The following is a 22441-nucleotide window of genomic DNA, read 5'->3' as shown; positions in this document are numbered from 1 at the left end:
CTGGGGTCGATGCTTATCTATGACCAGCCGATAAAGCCTGACGTCAGGCCCGCCGCGCTGACCGCGCCGGCCGGCTTCAGCGTGCTCGACCTGGCCCAGTTCCTCTGGCAACGGAAGGTCGCGATCGCATCAGCGGCGCTGATTTCCGCCGGCGTCGCGGTTGCGGTCGGCAAGAGCCTGACGCCGAAATACACCGCCTCCGCCCAGCTCTACGTCGATCCCCGCGAACTGCAGCTGGTCGATCGCGAATTGACGCCCCGCGCCCAGGATATGTCCGGCCTTGCGATGGTGGTGGAGAGCCAGGCGCGCGTCATCACCTCGAACAACGTGCTGCTACAGGTGATCCGCGATACCAACCTGGAAAGGGATCCGGAGTTCGGCGGCGGCGACGCCAAAGGTCTGCTCGGATCGTTGCTCGGCCTGGTCGGGATCGAGCTGCGGCCGACGCCAGAGCAGCAGAAGCAAATTCAGATGAGCGCGCTGGAAGCGCTCAATCGGCACATCAACGTCAAGAAGACCGATCGCACCTTCATCGTCGATATCGACGTCTGGTCGTATGAGCCGGCCAAGGCGGCGATGCTCGCCAACGCGATCTCGAAGGCCTATCTCGCCGAATCCAAGCAGTCGCAGGCTGCCGCCGCGCGGCGCGCGACCAGCGACCTTTCCGGCCGGCTGAAGGAATTGCAGGAGCGGCTTCGCAATGCCGAGAACACGCTCGCGGTCTACAAGGCGCAGAACAATTTCGTCGGCACCCAGGACACGCTGATCAGCGACCAGCAGCTTTCGGCCAGCAACCAGCGGCTCGCCGCGGCGCGCGCGCTGACGCTCGACGCAAAGGCCAAACTCGACCAGATCGAAGCCAGCCGCAAGGCGTCGAGCGACGCCGGCGCGATTCCCGAGGCGCTGCAGTCGCCCACAATCGCCAATCTGCGCGCGCAACAAGCCGAAGCGCGCAAGCGCCAGGCCGAATTGCAAGCCGAACTCGGACCGCGTCATCCCGCGCTGCGCCAGGTGGAGCAGCAGGTGCAGGATCTGCGCCGCACCATCAACGAGGAAGTCGAGCGCTTTGCACAGGCCGCCAGGAACGATCTGGTCCGCGCCCGCGACTACGAGAACTCGCTCAACAAGGCGCTGGAAACCCAGAAGATCCAGAGCGTCCAGATGAGCCAGGCCTCGGTGCGCCTGCGCGAACTCGAACGCGACGTCGAGGCGAGCCGCGACGTCTATCAGTCGTTCCTGAAGCGCTCGCGCGAGACCGAGGAGCAGGAGAGCCTCAACACCTCGAACGCCCGCATCATCGGCGAAGCCACCGTGCCGCAGCGGCGCACCTTCCCGCCAGCCATGAGCCTGCTGGCGATGATCGGCTTCGCCCTGGGCGGGCTAGCCGCCGCCGGCTGGTTCGTCGCCGTCAACCAGTTGATGCCGCGCACGACTGCGTTTCAGCCCCGGGGCAAGGCGCCGTCGGAAGCTTCGGAGCAGCCCGCCGCACCCGAGGCCGCGAGCGAGCCGCCCGCCGCCGAACGCCAGCCGCAGCCCGCGGTCAGCCTGATCGAAAAGCCGCCGATCGCGCGGCTACAAGAAGTCGACGTGATGCGCACGCTCGGCAGTATCCTGGCGACCGGCGGCACTACGGACGTCACGCGTCTGGGCTGGCCGACGCTGCGCCCGGGCTTTCCGCTGATGACCGTCCTCACTGCCTTGCGCGAGATGCGCGCGGCGCTGGCCAGGCGTACCGAAAGAACGCCTGTCATGGCCGTGATCGGCGCCAGCCCGGATCAGGCCCGCAGCATCGCCGCGCTGAACATCGCGCTCGCCGCCGCGCGCGACGGCGCCAAGGTGCTGTTGATCGATGCCGATTTCAGGGAACGCGCGCTGTCGAACAAGGTGAGCCACCTGGACAAGACCGAGCCCAGCCGGTTCGGCTGGCTTAACATCGGAACCAAGCCGCCCCGTGCGATCGCGACCGCGAACGGAATTTCGATCCTCCCGGTTATCGAGGCCACGGACGCCAAAGCGAGCAACGCTATTCGCAAAGCGATTGCGCAGGCGCGTTCCGCCGGCGGTCATGACCTCGTGATCCTCGACGGGCCGGCCATGCCGTGGAGCCCGTCCGATCGCAAACTGCTCGACATGGCCGAGGGCCTGGTAGCGATCCTGCCGGTGCAGCTCGATATCAACGACAGTATGGAAGACATCATCGCTGCCCTCGGCGGAACCGAGCACAGGCTCGTCGGTGTCGTCCTCAGCGAAGTCAACCCGACGGCCAGCCAGCAGCGAGACAAGCAATATGCTTGAGCGCCGCGTAAATACCGTCGGGCGAGCGGCCACGGCCAACATCCCCCGCGTCACGCTGGGCGGGCTGCGACTTGCCGTGCTGGATCTCGAGCAGACCGCGAACTTCATGATCGACATGGTGTTCCCGCAGCGCCGCGCCGATCGTCCGCTCTACCTGACCTCGGCCAATGGCGAGGTGCTGGCGCGCTGCTCGACCGAGCCGATGACCGACCGGCTGTTCCGGGCCGCCGATCTGATCAACGCCGACGGCCAGCCGCTGGTGACGGTGTCGCGCTTCAAATCGACGACACCGCTACCCGAGCGCGTCGCGACCACCGACCTGTTCCACGTCGTCGCCCGCAAGGCGCAGGCGGCCGGCCTGACCTTCTACCTGCTCGGCGCGGACGAGGCGGAGAACGCCGCCGCAGTCGCCAGCGTCCGCAAACAATATCCCGAACTCAAGATCATCGGCCGCTGCCACGGGTATCTTCGCGGCGGGGCGCTGCGGGCCAAGGTCGCCGAGATCAATGCGCTGGCGCCGGACTATCTCTGGGTTTCGCTCGGCGTGCCCTATGAACAGGCCTTTGTCGAGGAGTTCACGCCGGCCCTCTCCAATGTCGGCGTCATCAAGACGTCGGGCGGGCTGTTTAATTTCCTGTCGGGCAGCCGCGTCCGCGCGCCACTATGGATGCAGAATGCCGGCCTCGAATGGGTCTGGCGCATCTGGCTGGAGCCACGCCGCCTGTTCTGGCGTTATCTGACCACCAACCCGCGCGCGCTCTATTTGTTGCTGAACAGGAGCCGATCGGCGGACATCGACGGGACACGCAATCGATGAGCAACCGTCCAGCCATTCTCGTCACCGGCGGCGCCGGCTATATCGGCTCGCATTGCTGCAGGGCATTGGATACGGCAGGCTACCTGCCCGTCACCTATGACAATCTTTCGACTGGCCATCGCAGCTTCGCCGCGGGCACGCTCGTCGTCGGCGATATCGCCGACAAGGCGACGCTGGCGCGGAGCTTTGCCGAGCACGACATCGTGGCCGTCATGCACTTTGCCGCGTCGAGCCTGGTCGGCGAGTCCGTTGCCGATCCGCAGAAATACTACGCCAATAATCTCGCCGGCACGCTGTCGCTGCTCGCGGCCATGCGCGACGCCGGCTGCAATCGCCTGGTGTTTTCATCGACCGGCGCGGTCTACGGCAATGCCGACAGCAAGGCGCTGCGCGAGGATTATCCCTGTCTGCCGATCAACCCCTATGGCGCCTCGAAATGGATGATCGAGCGTGTGCTGGCGGATTATCGCGCAGCCTACGGCCTCGGCTCGTTCGCGCTGCGCTACTTCAATGCCGCGGGCGCCGATCCTGCCGGCGGCATCGGCGAGTTGCGCGACGTGGAGACACATCTGATCCCCCGCGCGATGATGGCGCTGCAGGGGCACGTGCCTGATTTCGCCGTATTCGGCGACGATTACGACACGCCGGACGGGACGGCGATCCGCGACTACATCCACGTAACCGATCTGGCGGCCGCCCATGTGCTGGCGCTAAGGCTGCTGCTCGAGGGACATTCCGGCGGCGCCTTCAATCTCGGTACCGGCAACGGTTTTTCGGTGCGCGAGATCCTCGCGGCGATTGCGGCCGAGACCGGTCGCGAAGTCCCGCATGTCGTCAAGCCGCGCCGCGCCGGTGACCCGACCTATCTGGTCGCCGATCCCTCCGCTGCACGCGCGACGCTGAACTTCAATCCCGTTCATTCGGATCTTGCGACGATCATTCGCACCGCCTGGGCATGGCACAAGACGGCGCATCCGTTGAAGACAATCGGTCCTGGTCGCGATTGAGGCGAGGCAGCCGTGGTCCCCTGAGCGTCGGCGGTCCGATGCAGCGCGTCCCCCGATAAGGACGGTTGATCCACAAGCTTGTCATGCCCGGGCTTGTCCCGGGCATCCATGTCTTCCTATGTTGCAGCAACAAAGACGTGGATGGCCGGGACAAGCCCGGCCATGACGATGCGGAAACTTGTGCGCTCGCGCCGCGCAGACTGAGCGAGCGGCGGCTTACAACGACTTGATCTGGACCTTGCGGAACTTGATCACGCCAGAACCGTATTGCAGCGCGAACGGGCCGCTGGCGTGTTTTGAGTCCTGGACATCAACGGTCTTCTGGCCGTTGAACACGACGACGAGCTGAGGGCCCTTGGCCGTGATTTCGTAAGTGTTCCATTTGCCGCCCGCCTTCGGCATCGGGTCGACCTTGGCGACATCGACGATCGCGCCGGTGCCGTAGGTCGGATCGGGCCGCTTGTCAAAGATGTTGACCTCGTAGCAGATCTTGGCGTCGATCTTGGCCGACTGGTCGCAGCGAATGAAGATTCCGCTGTTGGCGTCATCGTCGGCCCAGAACTCGACCTTCATCTCGAAGTCTTTGTAAGATTGCTTGCTGACGAGATAGGACGGATCCTTGCCCTCGGTGATCTTGTCCGCGACCAGCGCGCCGTCCTTCATCGCCCAATTGGCTTTGCCGACCTCGGTCCAGTCACCCATCTTGGTGCCGTCGAGGAGCGTCACCCAGCCGTCGCTCTGGCCGGACGCCACGCTGGAAAATTGCATAGCGGCGGCGCCGACCAACAGACCGGCCGCAAGTACCGACAAACGCTTCATGAACGTAACCCTCCCATGGCTGCTCTTGGTTGGGCGGCAACCTAGCATCACAATTTCGGGCGTAAATCCGTTTTTCATGCTGCAGCTGCGTTGTGCGTACCGTGCGTACCGTGCGTATCGCAGCCGCCGGTCACGCATGCAGAAGCACGCCTTGTGTCCCAAGAACAGGACCGGCTAGCGTGGACGGACAGCTAAAAAGCCGATCGAGGGAGGAATCCATGAAGCTGGCAAGGCGACCTGGGCGATACCTCGCGACGCTGCTGACGATGACCAGCCGTCCGCATTTCCATCCCAACGATCGCTACATCGTCGTGCTGCAGGGTACGTGGTGGGTCGGCTCGGGACCGAAATTCGATCCGGCCAATACGACGCCGATGCCGGCCGGCAGTTTCGTCACGCATTTCGGCAAGCAGGTGCACTGGGACGGCGCCAAGGATGAGGACGCCGTGCTGCTGATCATGGGCGAAGGTCCGGCGACCTCGACGGCGGCGGAAGAGAAATAACCGCAGCAACCATTTCGACGACGGCGCGTTTCATGTTCCCAACCATTCTACGGATATGAAACATGGCTGTTACCGAACAGATCAAGGAACACATGGACGTCATCTCGTCGGACAAGAAGACGGTCGGCAAGGTCGACCACATGGAAGGAACCGACAAGATCAAGTTGACCAAGCAGAGTTCGCCCGACGGACAGCACCACCACTTCATTCCGGTGTCATGGGTCGACCATGTCGATCAGCATGTCCACCTCAACAAGTCAGGCGCGGACGTGACTTCGCACTGGCAGCATGGCCGGCAGTAGCCGGCTGACACGCATTTGCGCGGCGCAAGGATGCGGCTATCATCCGGTTTCAGGAGATGAAATGCATCCAGCGGCGCGACTGCAATTCGAGCGCATGATCGGCGAATATGCGCGCTGGCGGGCCGTTCCCGAAGCGGAACGGTCGCCCGCTCCGGCGTGGTGGTGGGGACCCGCGATACAGTTGCGCCACGCGCCGCTATCCCTGCCGCCCGAATGGTGCACCGAGCTCGGCCTGCCCGATCAGGCGACGTATGCGGCGGGGGCAGAAATCTTCCTGCAGGCCTTTGCGGGACAGACGTCGCTGCCTTGGCCGTACGACTTTCCCCGCAAGAACGACATCCCGGACCCGACGGTCCGTGAGCTGCACCCGCAGCCGTCAGACGACAGCGCTTTTCAGCCCTGACCCGGCTTCTGGCTGCAACGGCGGCGAGGCAAGCCGCGGTTCGGCTCGGAGCAGATCAGCCATCTGCTTTGCCGGCAGCGGCTTGGAGAACAGATAACCCTGCATTTCGTCGCAGGCATGGTTGCGCAGGAAGGTCTCCTGCTCGACGGTCTCGACACCCTCGGCAATGACCGTCATGCCCAGCGCCTTGCCCATGCTGATGATCGCCTGCGCAATGGCCTGGTCTTCGGAATCGACCGGCAGGTCGCGCACGAAGGAGCGGTCGATCTTGATGGTGTCGATCGGGAATTGCTTCATCAGCGACATCGACGAATAGCCGGTGCCGAAATCGTCGATGGCAAGGCGAATGCCGCGGCTCTGGATCGCGTCGAGCACCTTGATCGCGCGCGAGACGTTCCGCATCACCATGCTTTCGGTGACTTCGAGCTGCAGCAGCACCGGCGACATGCCGCTTGCCAGAAGCGCCTCGTCGACGTCGCGCAACAGATGGGAATCGGCGAATTGCCGCGGCGACAGGTTGACCGCCATCGTCACCGGCCGCAAGCCGCGGCGCTGCCAGGCCATGTTCTGCGCGCAGGCTTCCTTGAGCACCCAGCGGCCGATCGGGACGATCAGCCCGGTTTCCTCGGCCAGCGGGATGAATTGGCCCGGGGAGACGGTGCCGAGCTCGGGATGGATCCAGCGCAGCAGCGCCTCGACACCGGTGATCTGGCCGCTCGCCATGTCGACCTTGGGCTGATAGTGCAGCGAGAACTGTTTGCGTTCCAGCGCGCGGCGCAGGGCGCTTTCCAGCGTCAGGCGCTCGATCGACTGCGTCTTGAATTCCTTGGTGAAGAAGCGGAAGCCGTTCTTACCGTCCTCCTTGGCGAGGTACATCGCCATGTCGGCATTCTTGGTCAGCGTCTGGATGTCGGTGCCGTCGGACGGATACATCGCGATCCCGATCGAGGCGGTGGTGTGGCATTCATGGCCGCTGAGCTGCAGTGGCTGGCTGAGCACGGAGAGCAGTTCGCCGGCAATGCGCTCGACCTCGTTTCGCTCGGCCGATTCCTCCAGAATGACCACGAACTCATCGCCGCCGAGCCGCGCCACCACATCGCTCGAACGCAGCGCGCGGCGCAGCCTGCCGCCGATCTCCACCAGCAGCATGTCGCCGGCGTCATGGCCCAGCGAGTCGTTGATGACCTTGAACCTGTCGAGGTCGATGAACAGTAGCGCGAATTGCCGCTGGTAGCGCGCGGCCGCATCGATCGCGCGGCGGAGCATGCCGTTGAACATTTCGCGGTTCGGCAGGTTGGTCAGGCTGTCGTGCGACGCCAGATACTCGATCCGCTCGTCGGCGCGGGTCTTTTCATCGGCGCGATCGAAATTTTCCAGCGCGAACGACACGTTGTCGACCAGCCGCTGCAGCAGCTCCGCAAACTCGGGCGTGAACGTATCCTTTTCGCGCGACATGAAAGACATTACGCCGACTACTTGGCCCTGCACCAACAAGGGGAACGACGCACCTGAATTCGTACCGTCCGTGCGCGCTGTACCGTGAAACACCGCGGCGCGCGCATCAGCGAGGTAATCGTTCATGATGCAGACGCGCTGCGATCGTATCGCCTGGCCGCACAGCCCACGTCCCTCCGGTCGCGTCTCGCTGGTCGAAAGCGTTGCCTGGCGGGCGCTAGTGGCGGTCGGACCGGCGGCAGCCACGACATCGAGAAGATCGCTGTCAGGCTTTACCAACGCGATGGAGGTCAAGGTAAACTTGCCACCCGTCGCCGCCGCTTCGCATACTAGTTCGAACAGTTCCGGCCGCGACGAGGCACGGATGATCGCCTCGTTGGTCGCGCTGAGCGCCGCCAGCATGCGCCGCTGTGAACCGCGGCATCGCAGACGCGCTGATAGAGTTCCTGTTCGGTCTTGGCGCGAAGAATGGCTTCGTTGGTCGCGCTGATGGCGCCGAACATCCGGTTCAGGCGCCGCGTGGTGCGCTCGCCGTTCTTGCGCGCGGCTTCATGGTCGAAATTGTCGAGCGCAAACGAAATGTTGGCCGACACACGCTCCAGCATCGCGACGAGTTGATCGTCGATCGAGTGCGCCTCGCGCCGCGAGACCAGCAGCACGCCGACGCTCTGGCCGTTGCAGATCAGCGGCAGCGCAGCTGCCGCGCCGACCTGGTTAGCCTTGGCGCCGTCGCGCCAGGGTAGCGAGCGCGTGTCGTTCAGGAAGTCATTGCTGACGCATACGCGCTGGTTGCGGAATGCATGCCCTGAGACTCCGGATCCTTCCGGTGTATCGGCCACGACGGAAATGTTGATGCTGCGCAGACGGGGCACGTCATCGCCGCAACCGGCGGCGAAACGCAGAAGATTGGTTTCAGGTTCCAGCAGGAAAACTGCGACGGCCAGGAAGTCGCCAACCGAGAACGCGGCTTCGCAGACCTTGGCGTACAATTCTTCGGGCGATTTGGCGTACAGAATCGCTTCGTTGGTCGCATTCAACGCCGCGAGCGTGCGCGCGATATCGGTCTTCACCGTCCCCAAGCTCCTGCCGGCAGCGCCGGGCTGCCCCCAACGGATTTTATGCGTGTAGCAGGCCTAAATGCTCGTTATCGGCGACTTGCCGTTGCCAATCAGAGTAAATGTCAGACCAACGGCAATTGGCGCCGCTCAGGAGAACTACGGTACTTTCACGATTTGTCAGCCATACCGCCGGCCGGCATCGGTCGAATTTTCCTGGAATGGAAATCCCCGGCACGCCAGAGCCGTGCCCGCAGCATGGCTAACAGGATATTTCCACGCTTGCCCTGCCGCCGCCGCTTTGAGAGCATGCCGGCGTCAAGCAAGACCCGCCGTCCGCGCGGGCGTTAGTGGTAGAGGAAATTGCCATGCCGATGGTCCAGGCCGACCGTCTCACGCGCATCGGCGCGGCGCTGCTCAGGGCCGCCGGGGCGTCGGAGGAGGAAGCCGATGCGGTAGCTGTCGGCTGCGTCAACGCCAATCTCGCCGGCCACGACTCGCACGGCGTGATCGCGATCCCGACCTATATCGACCGCATCAAGACCGGCCATATCGTGCCCGGCGCCAAATGGACCATCGTCCAGGAATCGCCGACTACGACCGTGATCGACGGCCATTGGGGCTTCGGCTTTCACGTCAACGCCAAGGCGATGGCGCTGACGATCGAAAAGGCCAAGACCGCCAATGTCGCCGCCTGCACCGTGTTCCGGCAGAGCCATGTCGGGCGGCTCGCCGCCTATCCCCTGATGGCGATGCGGGCCGGCATGATCGGCATTGCGGCCGCCGATTCCGGCCGCTCGCCAAAATATGTCGCGCCGTTCGGCGGCCGTGAGGCACGGCTCGGCACCAATCCGATCTCGATTGCGGTGCCGTCCGATCTCGAGGCGCCGTTCTATTTGGACATGGCGACCTCGGCGGTGGCGGCGGGAAAGATCGCGCTGTCGGTCGCGCGTGGCGAACAAATCCCGCAAGGCTGGATCATCGACGCCGAGGGACGGCACACCACCGATCCCTCGCAGTATCGCAAGGGCGGCGCGCTGCTGCCGCTCGGCGGCAGCGAGGGCTACAAGGGAAGCGGGCTGGCCGCGATGGTGGAAGTGCTGTGTGGCCTGCTCACGGGTTTAGGCTTTGGCGTCGAGCCGACCGGCCGGCACAATGACGGATGTTTCATGGCGGTGTTCAATGTCGGGGCGTTCCGCCCCCTGAAGGATTTCGAGAAGGAAGTCGGCGAATTCGCGCGCTATCTTAAATCGACCCCGCCGTCGGAAGGCTCTCCCGGCGTGTTCTATCCCGGCGAGATCGAGCACATCCGCGAACAGCAGCGCCGGCGCGACGGTATCGAGGTCGAGGACGCCACCTGGGACAGGCTGAAGGCGCTCGCCACCGACTACAAGCTCGCCGCCGAACTCGACCTGAAATGAAATCCACACCGGCCCGCGCAAGGAGAACGGCATGACACGGCAAATGGCGCTGGTGGGATTTTTGCAAGCGCAGAACTGCACCAACCTGCCGAGTTCGTGGCGGCACCCGGAATCGCGCGACGATTCGATGTCGGCCGACTACTACCAGGAGATCGCCCGGATTCTCGAAGCCGGCAAGTTCCACATGGCGTTCTTCGACGACCGCCTCGCGATGCCGGACCGCTACGGCAACGATCACGCCCACACCGTCGAATACGGCATCCGCTGCGTGAAGATGGATCCGCTGATCGTGCTGACCGCGATGGGCATGGTCACCGAGAAGCTCGGGCTGGGATCGACCTGCTCCACTACCTATTACGAGCCGTTCGACGTTGCGCGCCGCTTCGCAACTCTCGACCTGATGTCGGGCGGACGCGCGGGCTGGAATGTCGTCACCTCGCTCAATGACGGCGAGGCCCAGAACATGGGCAAGGACGCCCATCTCGAACATGACTTCCGCTACGATCGCGCCGACGAGTTCATGGAAGTCGTGCTCGGTCATTGGGATAGCTGGGAAGACGGCTCGCTGATCATGGACAAGGAAAGCGGCCGTTTTGCCGATCCGGCCAAGGTGAAGCGGCTCGATCACAACGGCGCGTTCTTCAAGTCGCGCGGGCCGTTCACGGTGCCGCGCTCGGCGCAGGGCCATCCCGTCATCATCCAGGCCGGTGCGTCCGGCCGCGGCCAGCGCTTTGCGGGACGATGGGGCGAGGTGATCTTCACGGCAGCGCGCAACGTCACCGCCGCCAAGGAAGGCTATGCGGCCGTGCGCAACGAAGCGGCAAAGGCCGGCCGCGACCCCGACCAGATGTTCCTCTGCAACCTCACCACGCCGGTCTGCGGCGCGACCAAGGCCGAGGCCGAGGACAAGATGGCGGTCATCAACAAGCTGCCGCTGCAGATCGACGCGTTGTCGCTGCTCGCGGAAGCGCTCAACTACGATTTTGCGTCAAAACCGCTCGACGAGCCGCTGACCACGGAAGAGCTCAAGAGCATGCAGGGCATTTTGGGCATTCGCGACGGTGTGCTCAAGGCATCGGGCAAGACCAATCCCAGCGCGCGCGACTTCGTCACCTTCTCCGGCCGCGGCCAGGTGCAGGATGCCATCGTCGGCGGCCCGAAGGAGATAGCGGACAAGCTGGAGGAGATGTTCGTCGGGCGCGGCTGCGACGGCTTTGTCATCGCGGCCACCATCGTGCCCGGCTCCTACGCCGATTTCGTCAAGCATGTCGTGCCGGAACTGCAGCGCCGCGGGCTGTTTCACCGGGATTACGCCGGCAAGACCCTGCGCGAGAATCTCGGCTTGAAGCGGCCTGCGGCTGGTGCCTGGAAATCCAGTTCGCGGGCTGCGGCCGAATAAGAAAAGGAAGAGCGATGCGTTGGCTGAAATTCACCGCCGCCGGCAAGACATCCTGGGGCATCGTGGAGAACGGCAAGGTGATCGCTGTCAACGGAGATCCGTTCGGCGAGTGGCAGCGCGGGACGCAATCTCATGCGCTGAAAGACGTGAAGATCGAGTTGCCGCTGATCCCCCGCACCTTCTATTGCGTCGGGCTGAACTACCTCAAGCACCTGAAGGAAGCCGCCGACAAGGCCGGCACGGTGCCGAACGTGCCTGATCGGCCCGAGATCGGCTATCGCGCACAGAACGCGCTGATCGCCCATGACGAGGACGTGGTGATCCCGGCAAGCGCTACCGAAAAGATTCATTACGAGGGCGAACTCGTCGTCGTCATCGGCAAGAAAGCAAAGCACCTCACCGAAGCCAATGCGATGGATTGCGTGTTCGGCTACACCATCGGCAACGATGTCAGCGAGCGCACCTGGCAGAAGGCCGACCGCAGTCTGTGGCGTTCCAAGAACGCCGACACTTTCAAGCCGATGGGCCCGTGGATCGAGACCGATGTCGACCTCGACAAAATGGAGACGGCGATCCGCGTCAACGGCAAGGAGACCGGCCGCTTCCGCACCAACGACATGATTTTTGGGGTCGTGCCGTTCCTGGTCGAACTCTCCAAATATTTCACGCTGTCGCCGGGCGACGTGATCTGGATGGGAACCGACGGCACCTCGCCCGACCTCAGGGACGGCGACGTGGTCGAGATCGACATCACCGGGATCGGGACATTGCGAAACAGGTTTGTGAAGGAGAAGATTTGAGGTCTCCCACCCTCATCCCGCGAGACTGTGAAACTATATCCATCCGTCATTGCGAGCGCAGCGAAGCAATCCATCTATCCCCGCGCCGAGACGTGGATTGCTTCGCTTCGCTCGCAATGACGTGAAGAGAACCGGCGTTCGCTCTTCTCTCCCCCTAAGGAGCTATGGGAGCGACCGGCGTCCTCAGAAATGAGGACAGGCGCCGGAACCAGCAGAAGATAAGGTTCGTCCGGACGAGTATCTATCTTACGGAGGATCATCATGGCTCGCAGCTCCACCCTGCTCGGCTCGGCTCTTACGAGCCTTGTCCTCGCCGCGGCGTCCCCAGCGGCAGCCCAACAGGCGATCGATCTGGATCAACTCACCGCCACCCAGGCCGCAGCCGATCTCTGCGCCGGCAAGGTCACCAGCAAGGCGCTGACCGCGGCGGCACTGGCTCGCGCCAAGACAAACGCCGATCTCAACGCCTTCATCACGCTCGACGAGGCCGGCGCGATGAAAGCGGCGGAGGCCTTCGACGCCGGCCGCAAGAAAGGTTCATGCAAGCCGCTCGGCGGCGTGCCCATCGTCATCAAGGACAATATCGAGGTGGCCGGTCTTCCGAGCACGGCCGGAACGCCGGCGCTGAAAAAGTTCGTGCCGAAGAAAGATGCGCCGGTGGCCGCAAAACTGCGCGCGGCAGGCGCTATCATCATCGGCAAGACCAACATGCATGAGCTCGCCTTCGGCATCTCCGGCTACAATGGAGGCTTTAAGACCGGCCCGGAGCCCGGCGTGCGCAATGCCTATGACGCGACAAAAATTGCTGGCGGCTCGTCCTCGGGAACGGGCGCCGCGGTCGGCGCGCGGATCGTCACGGCCGGTCTCGGCACCGACACCGGCGGGTCGGTCAGGGTTCCCTGCGCGCTGAACGGTTGCGCCTCGCTGCGTCCGACGGTCGGCCGTTATCCGCAAGCCGGCATCGCGCCGATCTCACATACCCGCGACACCGCCGGCCCGATGGCTTCGACGCTGGCCGACGTGGCGGTTCTCGATCGCGTCATCGCCGGCGGCGGCGCGATTGCGCCCGCCGAACTGAAGCAGGTGCGCATCGGCGTCGACAAATCAATGCTGGCCAATCTGGATGGCGACACCGAGGCCGCATTCAAGGCTGCGCTGGAAAAACTCAAGGCGAGCGGCGTGACGGTGGTCGATATCGAAATGCCGAAACTTGCGGAGCTCAACGGCCAGGTCGGATTTCCGCTCGCGCTGTACGAGGCCTATGACGACATGGTCGCCTATCTCAAGAAGAGCGGCTCTGGCGTCAGCATCGAGAACCTCGCCAAGGAGATCGCAAGCCCCGACGTGAAGGGCACCTATGACGGGCTGGTGATTCCGCGCAAGCTGCCGGGACCGAACAATACGGCCACTGAGGCCAAACCCGCTTATGACGCCGCCCTGAAAACCGCCCGGCCCGCGTTGCAGGCGCTCTATCGCGATACGTTCGCCAAGAACAAGCTCGATGCCATTGCCTTCCCGACGGTGCCGAAGGTGGCGATTGCTTCAAATCCTGACTCGTCGAGCCTCGCCAATTTCCTGCTGTTCATCCAGAACACCGATCCCGGCAGCAATGCCGGCATTCCCGGCATCCAGCTTCCGATCGCGCTGGGTGCATCGAGCAGGCTGCCTGTCGGTCTCGAGCTTGATGGTCCCGCGGGGAGCGATCGCAAGTTGCTGGCGGTCGGCATGGCGATGGAGAAGCTGTTCGGCCGGCTACCGCCGCCGTCGCGCTAGCTGGGCACGGCACCACGGGGCCCAGACTCAAAATCTCGAAAACAACCCCATGCAAAGTAGGATGGGCCCTGCCCTAATGCCGTGCAAACAGGCTGGCGACGCCGCTGCGGCGGCGGACGCCGAGCTTGGCGAAGATGCGCTCGATATGGGTGCGGACCGTCGAAATCTCGACCTGAAGCCGGTGCGCGATCTCCTTGTCGCTGAGATCGTCCGATATCATCCTAGCGATCTCGAACTCGCGCACCGAAAGTTTGAGGATCGGTGAACCATCCGCCGCAATGGTCGCCGCCCCGCCTGCGGCGCGGACCAGCGCACCCGTAAAGGCTGGCTCGATCAGCCGCAACAGCTCCAGCGTATGGCCATCGAAATTGTCGCGCCGCCGGCCGCGCCAGATCCTGACGTCGCCGATGTTGCGGCCGCCAACGAAACTGTAAGCGTTGACACCCCAATGCAGCCCATCGCGGGCTAGAAAGTCGTTGAAAAACTCGGTCCGCATCAGGTCGCGCTGCGGCATCACCTGCGTGACCAGCGTCGCCTCGCGGCGTGCCTGCAGCTTTAGCGTGATCGGGTCATGTTGCTGGTAGTAGCGGTCGTAGGCCGCGATGTTGGCCGGGTCCATGTTCAGGTACACGGCCTTCTCGAAACGGCCGGTCGCATCCTGCCACACGAAGGAGGCGTAGTGATCGGCTTCCAGCAATTCGAGCAGATCATGGCCTACGGCCTCGCGCACGTCGCGCTCGCTGAGGTCCTCGGACAACAGCCCGAAGATGCGCGCCAGCACCCGGCTCTCGGAAGCGCTTACATACATGCGGGGCATCCTAGCGGGGAACCGCGGCCGGGGGAACCGACTTCGCGCCGCCCTACTCGGCCTTGATGCCGGCTTGCTCGATCACCTTGCGCCAGCGCTCCACCTCGCTGCGGTAGTAGCGGCCGAACTCCTCCGGCGGCGCCGCGATCATAACGAGGCCCTCGTTGACGCCAAGTTTCTTAAAAGCGTCGGCCTGCACGGCTTTCGCCGCCGACCTGTTGAGACGGTCGATGATATCAGGCGGCGTTTTCGCCGGCGCAAACAGGCCGTACCAGGTTTCCGCTTCAAAGCCGGCAAGGCCGGTCTCGGCGATCGTCGGCAATTGCGGAAAGGCGGGCGAGCGTTCTGCAGTCGTCACCGCCAGCGCGCGCAGCTGGCCGCCCTCGATCAGGGAAGCCGCGCTTGCGACCGTCGTGAACATCACCTGGGTCTGCCCGCCGATCAGATCGGTGATCGCCGGCGCGGAGCCTTTGTAGGGCACCATCGTCATGTTGATGCCGGCCATGCGCTTGAACATTTCGCCGGCAAGATGCGCGGAGGTCCCGGTGCCGAACGTGCCGTAGGAGATCTTGTCGGGCTCGGCTTTCGCCGCCGCGATCAGATCGGCGATGGAACGAAACGGCGACTTCGGGTTGACGACGACGATATTGGGCGAACGCGCGACGCAAAGTCCTTATCCGGATCGAAGGGCAGTTTGGCCTACAGGCTCGGGTTGACCGCATGGGCAAATGATCCCATCAGCAGCGTATATCCGTCGGCTTCGGCGGAAGCGACCGCCTGCGCCCCGATGATGGTGCCAGCGCCCGGCTTGTTCTCGATGATGATGCTGCCGCCGAGATCCTTTGCCATCTCCTGCGCCAGCACGCGCGCGATGGCGTCGGTGCCGCCGCCCGGCGCAAACGGCACGATGATCTTGATGACACGCTCGGGATAGGCGGCGAGAGCGGCGTGGCCGAGCAGAAACAGCAATAGTGCAGCGAGCGCGAACAGGAAGACGATGCGGCATCGATCGACCGCAGTCAGTAGCATCGCACGGCTTCCCGCCGACACCCGCTCGCGCGCAAACATCCGTCGCCTCCCCTGGCTTTCTTCAGATCACTTTATTGTATCGGACAGCATCGATCCAGACCGTGACTATCGTTCCGATCGGGATAGACTTGGGCAATCGTTCAAATTGAAAGCGTCCAGAGAGGAGAACGAGCATGAAGTCCCGGATGAATTATTACCAGGCCGCGCCCGATACCATCAAAGCGCTCGTCGCGGTGGAAACCCAGATCGTCGCCTCAGGGCTCGAAAAGTCGCTGATCGAATTGGTGAAGACGCGCGCCTCGCAGATCAACGGCTGCGCCTATTGCATCAACATGCACACCCAGGATGCCCGCAAGCTCGGCGAGACCGAACAGCGGCTCTATTTGCTGAGCGCCTGGCATGAGTCGCCGCTCTATACCGACCGCGAACGCGCCGCGCTGGCGTGGACCGACGCGGTGACGCTGATCGCCGAGACACACGCCCCCGACGATCTCTACGAAGAGCTCCGCGCCCATTTCTCGGAAGCGGAGATGGTCAATCTCACCATGCTGATCGGGGCCATCAACGCCTGGAACAGGATCGCGATTTCCTTCCGCGCGGTTCACCCGATGAAGGCGAAGGCAGCAGTGGCGTGAAAAGGAGAATCGCATGACACGATTGATTTGCGGCATGGCGGCAATCGCCCTGCTCGCGCTGGTCACTGGCCCCATGCCGGCCGCGCATGCCGAGGGCGACAAGGTGACGCCCGTGCGTTCGGAAAAGCTGCCGAACGTCCCCGGCAAAAGCCTGACCACCGTATTGGTGAACTACGCGCCCGGCGGCAAGTCCGCCAGTCATCATCACGCCGGCAGCGTGATGGCCTATGTGCTGACGGGCAGCATCCGCTCGGAGAATTCGGCAACCGGACCGGCCAGGGTGTACAAGGCCGGCGAGGCCTTCTTCGAGCCTCCCGGCAGCGAGCATCTGGTGAGCGAGAATGCGAGCACGACGGAGCCGGCAAGCCTGCTCGCGATTTTCGTCGCCGATGACGGCGCGCAACTAACGACGTTCGGGAAGAAGTGAGGGGTGGTGTGGTAGCGACGACCCCCGCTCCACATCCCTCGCTGTCATGCCCCGCGAATGCAGGGGCATCCAGTACGCCGCGGCCTCTCGGCTCAAGCACGATCGCCTCTGGAATACTGGGTCGCCCGCCCCTGCGCGCAAATGCACACAAGGCGGGCGACGACACAGGCGGAGCTAAACCGCCGTCGCCTTGGCGAACTCGACATAGATCTCGCGGAGCCGATTGGTCATCGGGCCGGGCTTGCCGTCGGCGACCTTCTTGCCGTCGATCGACACCACCGCCTGTACGAACAGGCTGGCGCTGGTAATGAAAGCTTCCTTGGCGGCCAGCGCCTCCTCGACCGAAAATGCACGCTCCTCGACGCGAAGCTGGCGCTCTTCGGCAAGCGCTACCACGGCCTTGCGGGTGCAGCCGGGCAGGATTTCGCTGCCGTTCTGCCGCGTCACGATCACGTCGTCCTGCGTGAGGATGAAGCAGGAGGACGAGCCGCCCTCGGTCACCTTGCCGTCCTCGATCATCCAGGCCTCGCCGGCGCCGGCCGCAGCCGCCGCCTGCTTGGCCAGCACCTGTGCCAGCAGCGCCACGCTCTTGATGTCGCGCCGGGCCCAGCGCAGGTCGGGCACCGTGATCACGCTGATGCCGGTCTTGGCCGAGGGAGCGTTGACGATGTCCTTCGTTGAGGTGAACATGATCAGCGTCGGCTTGACGCCTTTGGGAAACGCAAAATCGCGCCCGGTGTCGGCGCCGCGCGTCACTTCGAGATAGACCATGCCGTTGACGAGATTGTTGCGCTTGACCAGCTCCTGCTGGATCTCCTGGATGCGCGCCGTGGTCTCGGGGAGCGCCAGCTCGATCTCGCCGACCGAGCGCTCCAGCCGCGCCAGGTGCGAGGCGTTGTCGATCAGCTTGCCGTCGAGCACGGCGGCGACTTCATAGATGCCATCGGCAAACAGGAATCCGCGATCGAGGATCGAGACCTTCGCCTCTGACAGGGGGACGAAGGAGCCGTTGACGTAAGCGATCTGTTCCAAAGTAGAGTCTCCTGGCGATAGCGATGCCGGTGACGGCATTCCTATATGCAAATTGTTGACGGCCAAGTCTTCACGCCGTCATTCCGGGGCGCCTCGAAGAGGCGAACCCGGAATCTCGAGATTCCGGGTTCGATGCTGCGCATCGCCCCGGAATGACGATTACGCCCTAATGCGACAGAATCTTCGACAAGAACTTCTGCGCACGTTCGCTGCGCGGACTGCCGAAGAAATCGGTCTTCTGCGCATCCTCGACGATCTCGCCCTTGTCCATGAAGATCACGCGATGCGCGACCTTGCTGGCAAAGCCCATTTCGTGGGTGACGACCATCATGGTCATGCCCTCATGGGCGAGATCAACCATGACGTCGAGCACTTCGCTGATCATTTCCGGATCGAGCGCCGAGGTTGGCTCGTCGAACAGCATCGCGATCGGATCCATGGCGAGTGCGCGGGCAATCGCCACACGCTGCTGCTGGCCGCCGGACAGTTCAGCCGGATATTTGTTCGCATGCACGGTCAACCCGACGCGCTCCAGCAGCTTGTCGCCCTTGGCAACGGCCTCATCATGCGAGCGGCCCAGCACCTTCTCCTGCGCCAGGCACAGGTTTTCGATGATGCGCAGATGCGGAAACAATTCAAAGTGCTGGAACACCATGCCGACGCGGGCGCGTAGTTTTGGCAGATCGGTCTTGGGATCGTTGACCTTGATGCCGTCAAGGATGATCTGCCCCTCCTGGAACGGCTCCAGCGCGTTGACGCATTTGATCAGCGTCGACTTGCCCGAGCCCGACGGGCCGCAGACCACCACCACCTCGCCCTTGGCGACGCTGGTGGTGCAATCCTTCAGCACCTGGAAGCTCGGCCCGTACCATTTATTGACGTGGCTGATTTCGATCATGAACCTATCCTTTTGAGCATGATCTCCGGGCAAACGCTTCGCGTTTGTCCCGAGGAAAACCGGCTTCCACTTTTCCGGATCATGCTCGTCACCGAACAATAGCAATGCGTGCCTGCAGGCGCCGGACGCCCCAGGACGCGACACAGGAAATCGCGAAATAGACCGCGGCGGCAAACAGATACATCTCGACCAGCCGGCCGTCGCGTTGCGCCACCTTGCTGGCGGCGCCGAGGAAGTCCGGGATCGACAGCACATAGACCAGCGAAGTATCCTGGAACAGCACGATGGTCTGCGTGAGCAGCACCGGCAGCATGTTCCGGAACGCCTGCGGCAGCACGATGTAGCGCATGGACTGGCTGTAAGTGAGGCCGAGCGCGCTTGCCGCCGCCGGCTGTCCTTTGGAGATGGACTGGATGCCGGCGCGCATGATCTCGGAGAAATACGCCGCCTCGAACATGATGAAGGTGACCAGCGACGAGGTGAACGCGCCGACGCGGATCGGCCGCGACGCGCCCGTCAGCCACTGACCGATATAGGGCACCAGAAAGTAGAACCAGAAGATCACCAGCACCAGCGGCAGCGAGCGCATGAAGTCGACATAGAGCCCGGCGATACGGCCGAGCAGTCTGTAGCTGGATAGCCGCATCAGCGCGATCAGCGTGCCGAACACCAGCCCGCCCAGCGCCGACAGCCCGGTCAGCATCAGCGTAAAGCTCATGCCGTCGAGGAACAGATAGGGCAGCGAGCGGCGGATGACGTCGAAATCGAGATTGCCGAACATCGTCATTTCCCCGTGATGTAGCCGGGGATCGCCAGGCTGCGTTCGAGGAAGCGCATGCCGGTGACGACGATGATGTTGATCGCGAGATACATCACGGTCGCGGCGGTGAAGGCCTCGAACACCTGGAACGAGAATTCCTGCATCGCCCGCGCCTGGCCGGTCAATTCGATCAGGCCGATGGTGATCGCGACAGACGTATTCTTGACGGTGTTGAGGAATTCGGAGGTAAGCGGCGGCATGATGATGCGGAATGCCATCGGCAGCAGCACGTAGCGATAGCCCTGCGTCGTCGTCAGGCCGAGCGCGGTCGCCGCCTGCCTCTGCCCGCGCGGCAGCGAGGCGATACCTGCGGCGAGCTGCACGGCGACGCGCGCCGACATGAACAGGCCAACCCCGATAGCCGCCGTCCAGAACGGCGCATTGGGAAGCTGCTTCAGCCACAGCCCTGCGGTACGCGGCAGCAGCTCCGGCAGCACGAAGAACCAGAGGAATAGCTGCACCAAGAGCGGCATGTTGCGGAAGAATTCGACGTAGCCAAAGCCGATCCAGGATGCCGTCTTCGACGGCAGCGAGCGCAAGATACCGACGATCGTGCCAAAGATCAGCGCAATGATCCAGGCCAGCAGCGCCGTCTTGATGGTCAGCAGCAGTCCCGCGACCAGCATATCGAGATAGGTGCCGGCCCCGGTCGGGTTCTGCTCGAAAAAGATATGCCAGTTCCAGTTATAGTTCACGGGTCCCCACCGTCCGCCATTCGTCCCACAGGAGTACGCTCATGCAATGGCCGGGCCATTGCATGAGCGCGGGAACGTTTACTTATACGAATCCGGATCCGGCGAGTCCGACGGCTTGGCAAACTCGTTCTTCAGTTCGGAGCTGATCGGAACGTTGAGGTTCAGCCCCTTCGGCGGAATCTTCTGCGTGAACCACTTGTCGTAGATCTTCTGCGCCTCACCGCCCGTGTAGAGCGCGGCGGTCGCGGCATCGACCACCTTTTTGAAGGCCGGATCGTCCTTGCGCAGCATGATGCCGTAAGGCTCCGGCTTGGAGAACGCATCCTTCGAGATCACGTAATCATCCGGCGATTTCGAGCCGGCAACCAGGCTCGCCAGCAGGATGTCGTCCATCACGAAGGCCACCGCGCGGTCGGTCTCGACCATCAGGAATGCCTCGGCGTGATCCTTGGCCGGGATGATGTTGACGTTGAGGCTGCGCGCGGCGTTGGCCTCGGTGAGCTGCTTGATGTTGGTGGTGCCGGCGGTGGAAACCACCGACTTGCCCTTGAGGTCGTCGATCGAATTGATCTTGCTCGCCTTCTTGGTGACGTAGCGGCTGGCGGTCAGGAAGTGGGTGTTGGTGTAGGAAATCTGCTTCTGGCGCTCGGCATTGTTGGTGGTCGAGCCGCATTCGAGATCGATGGTGCCGTTGGCAAGCAGCGGAATGCGGGTCGACGACGTCACCGGATTGAGCTTGACCTCGAGCTTGTCGAGCTTCAGCTCCTTCTTCACGGCATCGACGATCTTGTAGCAGATGTCCATGGCGTAGCCGATCGGCTTCTGGTTGTCGTCGAGATAGGAGAACGGAATCGACGAGTCGCGGAAGCCGAGTGTGATCGCGCCGGTATCCTTGATGTTCTTCAGAGTCCCGGTGAGTTCTTGGGCCATTGCCGGGGTGGTGCACAATGCACCCGCGAGCAGACAGCCGATAATCTGACGGTGTTTCACGTAACTTCTCCCTCTAAAGGTTTCAGATGATTGCTCATCCACCCTAACTCAACTTGCCGGGCCGTTTGGCCGGCGGTCTCGAACCTGTCTTGGCAAGACCGCCCCCGGCGTGCCCGGCACTATACCTGCACAATTCGGACCAAAACAGATTTAGCGGCCGCTGGCTATTCGTCCGATCGCGAAATGCGACTAAGGATAAAGGCAAAGCCCATTTGTCGCCGCCGATCGGGGTCAGCCGCTTCCGGCCCGAAGCCGCAACCGTGCCCTCCGTTAACCAAGCCACGCCGCGTCCGCTGAGCGCCATCCCGCACAGAACGTCCGACATATCGCTTTCGATGACCCGGACGCCGGTAATGGGGGCATTCTCCAGGATGAGATCGACCAGCCGGGCGAAATAGACGCCGGGCGAATACATCAGAAGCGGCACCGGATGTGACGCTCGCCCAGGCAGCGACGCGCCGCCCTTCGCCACCAGCGCTTCGCTGGCATAGGGGCGCAGGAACTCTGTGCCGAGGAGCACACGTTCGTAGCGATCCGGGTCGAGATGGATCGGCTGCTGCGCGTGATGGTAGCAGATCATCAGGTCCACATTGTCTGATACCAGCGAGGTGACGAGATCATGGATGTTGCCCACGACCACCGAACAGCTCAGCCGCCGCTCCTGTGACCAGGCCTGCCACCATTGCGGCAGCCGCGCTGTGGCCATCGCAAACGGCAGCGCGATGCGGATATGCTCGTTGCGGTGAAGCGGCTTGCCGCCAAGCTCGAGACGGCTGTCGAGCATCTGTCGCAGCAACTCGCCGGCATGTTCGCGAAAGCGCTCGCCTTGCGGCGTGAGCTGCGTCGGGTAGACGCTGCGGTCGATCAGGTCGAAGCCGAGCCAGGCTTCGAGCGACTTGATGCGGCGGCTGAAGGCGGCCTGCGACGTGTTCCGTTTCTCGGCGGCGCGAGTGAAATTGCCGGTCTCGGCCACCATCAGAAAATCCTGCAGCCAGCGAAGCTCCATCACCCTCCCCGCTTTGCAGGCGATCGCCGCGCCACCGCCGTGATGGCCACCT

The 22441-nt window shown here is 63.3% G+C and carries 22 protein-coding genes and 1 pseudogene; 12 read left to right on the top strand and 11 right to left on the bottom strand.

The window, feature by feature from the left end; all coding sequences use genetic code 11:
* The first annotated feature begins 9 nt into the window (after positions 1 to 9).
* From AC0QUY_RS32940 to galE, 3 genes are read left to right on the top strand one after another with little or no spacing between them, the layout of a single operon-like run.
* Positions 10 to 2295, top strand: coding sequence for an exopolysaccharide transport family protein (locus AC0QUY_RS32940; RefSeq protein WP_475390248.1), 2286 nt, complete (start codon positions 10 to 12; stop codon positions 2293 to 2295).
* Positions 2288 to 3112, top strand: coding sequence for a WecB/TagA/CpsF family glycosyltransferase (locus AC0QUY_RS32935; protein WP_475390247.1), 825 nt, complete (start codon positions 2288 to 2290; stop codon positions 3110 to 3112). Before AC0QUY_RS32940 ends, AC0QUY_RS32935 begins: the two co-directional genes overlap by 8 nt.
* Positions 3109 to 4119: a UDP-glucose 4-epimerase GalE gene (gene galE, locus AC0QUY_RS32930; protein ID WP_475390246.1), complete on the top strand. Its 1011-nt coding sequence runs from the start codon at positions 3109 to 3111 to the stop codon at positions 4117 to 4119. The genes AC0QUY_RS32935 and galE overlap by 4 nt, the downstream gene beginning before the upstream one ends.
* Positions 4120 to 4335: 216 nt before the next feature.
* Here the strand turns inward: galE and AC0QUY_RS32925 are convergent, their stop codons facing one another.
* Positions 4336 to 4938: a 3-keto-disaccharide hydrolase gene (locus tag AC0QUY_RS32925; RefSeq protein WP_475390245.1), complete on the bottom strand. Its 603-nt coding sequence runs from the start codon at positions 4936 to 4938 to the stop codon at positions 4336 to 4338.
* Between the two features lie 218 nt (positions 4939 to 5156).
* On the opposite strand from AC0QUY_RS32925, the gene AC0QUY_RS32920 reads away from it, so the two are divergent.
* The 3 genes from AC0QUY_RS32920 (at position 5157) to AC0QUY_RS32910 (ending at position 6146) form a co-directional block, all read left to right on the top strand.
* Positions 5157 to 5441 (top strand): cupin domain-containing protein, encoded by a 285-nt coding sequence (locus AC0QUY_RS32920; RefSeq protein WP_475390244.1) that lies wholly within the window; start codon positions 5157 to 5159, stop codon positions 5439 to 5441.
* A 62-nt stretch (positions 5442 to 5503) separates the two neighbouring features.
* Entirely contained in the window at positions 5504 to 5743 is a 240-nt protein-coding gene (locus AC0QUY_RS32915; protein ID WP_057838047.1) for a DUF2171 domain-containing protein, read from the top strand.
* A 61-nt stretch (positions 5744 to 5804) separates the two neighbouring features.
* Positions 5805 to 6146: a hypothetical protein gene (locus tag AC0QUY_RS32910; protein WP_475390243.1), complete on the top strand. Its 342-nt coding sequence runs from the start codon at positions 5805 to 5807 to the stop codon at positions 6144 to 6146.
* Here the strand turns inward: AC0QUY_RS32910 and AC0QUY_RS32905 are convergent.
* A pseudogene (locus tag AC0QUY_RS32905) lies at positions 6120 to 8671 on the bottom strand (bifunctional diguanylate cyclase/phosphodiesterase). The gene AC0QUY_RS32910 and the pseudogene AC0QUY_RS32905 sit on opposite strands and share 27 nt — an antisense overlap.
* 353 nt (positions 8672 to 9024) lie before the next feature.
* Between AC0QUY_RS32905 and AC0QUY_RS32900 the strand changes: the two are divergent.
* The 4 genes from AC0QUY_RS32900 to iaaH all read left to right on the top strand — a co-directional run bounded on the left by AC0QUY_RS32900 (position 9025) and on the right by iaaH (position 14049).
* Positions 9025 to 10077, top strand: a complete 1053-nt coding sequence (locus AC0QUY_RS32900; protein ID WP_475390242.1) for an Ldh family oxidoreductase — start codon at positions 9025 to 9027, stop codon at positions 10075 to 10077.
* 31 nt (positions 10078 to 10108) lie between these two features.
* A complete protein-coding gene (locus AC0QUY_RS32895; RefSeq protein ID WP_475390241.1) occupies positions 10109 to 11476 on the top strand; it encodes an LLM class flavin-dependent oxidoreductase in 1368 nt (455 codons plus the stop codon).
* Between the two features lie 14 nt (positions 11477 to 11490).
* A complete protein-coding gene (locus tag AC0QUY_RS32890; RefSeq protein WP_475390240.1) occupies positions 11491 to 12276 on the top strand; it encodes a fumarylacetoacetate hydrolase family protein in 786 nt (261 codons plus the stop codon).
* Between the two features lie 345 nt (positions 12277 to 12621).
* Positions 12622 to 14049, top strand: coding sequence for an indoleacetamide hydrolase (gene iaaH / locus AC0QUY_RS32885; protein WP_475390279.1), 1428 nt, complete (start codon positions 12622 to 12624; stop codon positions 14047 to 14049).
* Positions 14050 to 14122: 73 nt separating this feature from the next.
* On the opposite strand, the gene AC0QUY_RS32880 is transcribed toward iaaH, so the two are convergent.
* The 3 genes from AC0QUY_RS32880 to AC0QUY_RS32870 all read right to left on the bottom strand — a co-directional run bounded on the left by AC0QUY_RS32880 (position 14123) and on the right by AC0QUY_RS32870 (position 15886).
* A complete protein-coding gene (locus AC0QUY_RS32880) occupies positions 14123 to 14857 on the bottom strand; it encodes a helix-turn-helix transcriptional regulator (protein WP_475390239.1) in 735 nt (244 codons plus the stop codon).
* A gap of 52 nt (positions 14858 to 14909) precedes the next feature.
* Positions 14910 to 15467 (bottom strand): tripartite tricarboxylate transporter substrate-binding protein, encoded by a 558-nt coding sequence (locus AC0QUY_RS32875; RefSeq protein WP_475390278.1) that lies wholly within the window; start codon positions 15465 to 15467, stop codon positions 14910 to 14912.
* Positions 15468 to 15556: 89 nt separating this feature from the next.
* A complete protein-coding gene (locus tag AC0QUY_RS32870) occupies positions 15557 to 15886 on the bottom strand; it encodes a tripartite tricarboxylate transporter substrate-binding protein (RefSeq protein ID WP_475390238.1) in 330 nt (109 codons plus the stop codon).
* A gap of 173 nt (positions 15887 to 16059) precedes the next feature.
* On the opposite strand from AC0QUY_RS32870, the gene AC0QUY_RS32865 reads away from it, so the two are divergent.
* Positions 16060 to 16521, top strand: a complete 462-nt coding sequence (locus AC0QUY_RS32865) for a carboxymuconolactone decarboxylase family protein (RefSeq protein WP_475390237.1) — start codon at positions 16060 to 16062, stop codon at positions 16519 to 16521.
* Positions 16522 to 16534: 13 nt separating this feature from the next.
* Positions 16535 to 16948 (top strand): cupin domain-containing protein, encoded by a 414-nt coding sequence (locus tag AC0QUY_RS32860; protein WP_475390236.1) that lies wholly within the window; start codon positions 16535 to 16537, stop codon positions 16946 to 16948.
* Positions 16949 to 17122: 174 nt separating this feature from the next.
* Here the strand turns inward: AC0QUY_RS32860 and AC0QUY_RS32855 are convergent, their stop codons facing one another.
* The 6 genes from AC0QUY_RS32855 to AC0QUY_RS32830 form a co-directional block, all read right to left on the bottom strand.
* The gene (locus tag AC0QUY_RS32855) at positions 17123 to 17980 is read right to left on the bottom strand and encodes a D-amino-acid transaminase (protein ID WP_475390235.1); all 858 of its coding nucleotides are present in this window, start codon (positions 17978 to 17980) and stop codon (positions 17123 to 17125) included.
* 166 nt (positions 17981 to 18146) lie between these two features.
* Positions 18147 to 18878, bottom strand: a complete 732-nt coding sequence (locus AC0QUY_RS32850; protein WP_475390234.1) for an amino acid ABC transporter ATP-binding protein — start codon at positions 18876 to 18878, stop codon at positions 18147 to 18149.
* An 88-nt stretch (positions 18879 to 18966) separates the two neighbouring features.
* Positions 18967 to 19659: an amino acid ABC transporter permease gene (locus AC0QUY_RS32845; protein WP_161849840.1), complete on the bottom strand. Its 693-nt coding sequence runs from the start codon at positions 19657 to 19659 to the stop codon at positions 18967 to 18969.
* A gap of 2 nt (positions 19660 to 19661) precedes the next feature.
* On the bottom strand, positions 19662 to 20393 hold the full coding sequence (locus tag AC0QUY_RS32840; RefSeq protein ID WP_475390233.1) for an amino acid ABC transporter permease: 732 nt from the start codon (positions 20391 to 20393) through the stop codon (positions 19662 to 19664).
* 78 nt (positions 20394 to 20471) lie between these two features.
* Positions 20472 to 21323, bottom strand: a complete 852-nt coding sequence (locus tag AC0QUY_RS32835; RefSeq protein ID WP_475390277.1) for an amino acid ABC transporter substrate-binding protein — start codon at positions 21321 to 21323, stop codon at positions 20472 to 20474.
* A 103-nt stretch (positions 21324 to 21426) separates the two neighbouring features.
* Positions 21427 to 22389 carry a LysR family transcriptional regulator gene (locus AC0QUY_RS32830; protein ID WP_475390232.1) on the bottom strand — a complete coding sequence of 321 codons (963 nt, stop codon included), beginning with the start codon at positions 22387 to 22389 and terminating at the stop codon, positions 21427 to 21429.
* Between the last annotated feature and the right edge of the window lie 52 nt (positions 22390 to 22441).

Source organism: Bradyrhizobium sp. WYCCWR15520 (genome assembly GCF_056174665.1).
This window is presented reverse-complemented; position numbering and strand designations above follow the sequence as displayed.

Excerpts from the sequence above, each read along its gene's own strand:
- AC0QUY_RS32845 (WP_161849840.1), bottom strand. The coding sequence starts at position 19,659 with ATGTTCGGCAATCTCGATTTCGACGTCATCCGCCGCTCGCTGCCCTAT.
- AC0QUY_RS32860 (WP_475390236.1), top strand. The coding sequence starts at position 16,535 with ATGACACGATTGATTTGCGGCATGGCGGCAATCGCCCTGCTCGCGCTG.
- AC0QUY_RS32910 (WP_475390243.1), top strand. The coding sequence starts at position 5,805 with ATGCATCCAGCGGCGCGACTGCAATTCGAGCGCATGATCGGCGAATAT.
- AC0QUY_RS32940 (WP_475390248.1), top strand. The coding sequence starts at position 10 with ATGCTTATCTATGACCAGCCGATAAAGCCTGACGTCAGGCCCGCCGCG.
- AC0QUY_RS32880 (WP_475390239.1), bottom strand. The coding sequence starts at position 14,857 with ATGTATGTAAGCGCTTCCGAGAGCCGGGTGCTGGCGCGCATCTTCGGG.
- galE (WP_475390246.1), top strand. The coding sequence starts at position 3,109 with ATGAGCAACCGTCCAGCCATTCTCGTCACCGGCGGCGCCGGCTATATC.
- AC0QUY_RS32920 (WP_475390244.1), top strand. The coding sequence starts at position 5,157 with ATGAAGCTGGCAAGGCGACCTGGGCGATACCTCGCGACGCTGCTGACG.
- AC0QUY_RS32900 (WP_475390242.1), top strand. The coding sequence starts at position 9,025 with ATGCCGATGGTCCAGGCCGACCGTCTCACGCGCATCGGCGCGGCGCTG.
- AC0QUY_RS32870 (WP_475390238.1), bottom strand. The coding sequence starts at position 15,886 with ATGCTACTGACTGCGGTCGATCGATGCCGCATCGTCTTCCTGTTCGCG.
- AC0QUY_RS32895 (WP_475390241.1), top strand. The coding sequence starts at position 10,109 with ATGACACGGCAAATGGCGCTGGTGGGATTTTTGCAAGCGCAGAACTGC.
- AC0QUY_RS32935 (WP_475390247.1), top strand. The coding sequence starts at position 2,288 with ATGCTTGAGCGCCGCGTAAATACCGTCGGGCGAGCGGCCACGGCCAAC.
- AC0QUY_RS32865 (WP_475390237.1), top strand. The coding sequence starts at position 16,060 with ATGAAGTCCCGGATGAATTATTACCAGGCCGCGCCCGATACCATCAAA.
- AC0QUY_RS32925 (WP_475390245.1), bottom strand. The coding sequence starts at position 4,938 with ATGAAGCGTTTGTCGGTACTTGCGGCCGGTCTGTTGGTCGGCGCCGCC.
- AC0QUY_RS32915 (WP_057838047.1), top strand. The coding sequence starts at position 5,504 with ATGGCTGTTACCGAACAGATCAAGGAACACATGGACGTCATCTCGTCG.
- AC0QUY_RS32890 (WP_475390240.1), top strand. The coding sequence starts at position 11,491 with ATGCGTTGGCTGAAATTCACCGCCGCCGGCAAGACATCCTGGGGCATC.
- AC0QUY_RS32850 (WP_475390234.1), bottom strand. The coding sequence starts at position 18,878 with ATGATCGAAATCAGCCACGTCAATAAATGGTACGGGCCGAGCTTCCAG.
- AC0QUY_RS32835 (WP_475390277.1), bottom strand. The coding sequence starts at position 21,323 with ATGGCCCAAGAACTCACCGGGACTCTGAAGAACATCAAGGATACCGGC.
- AC0QUY_RS32830 (WP_475390232.1), bottom strand. The coding sequence starts at position 22,389 with ATGGAGCTTCGCTGGCTGCAGGATTTTCTGATGGTGGCCGAGACCGGC.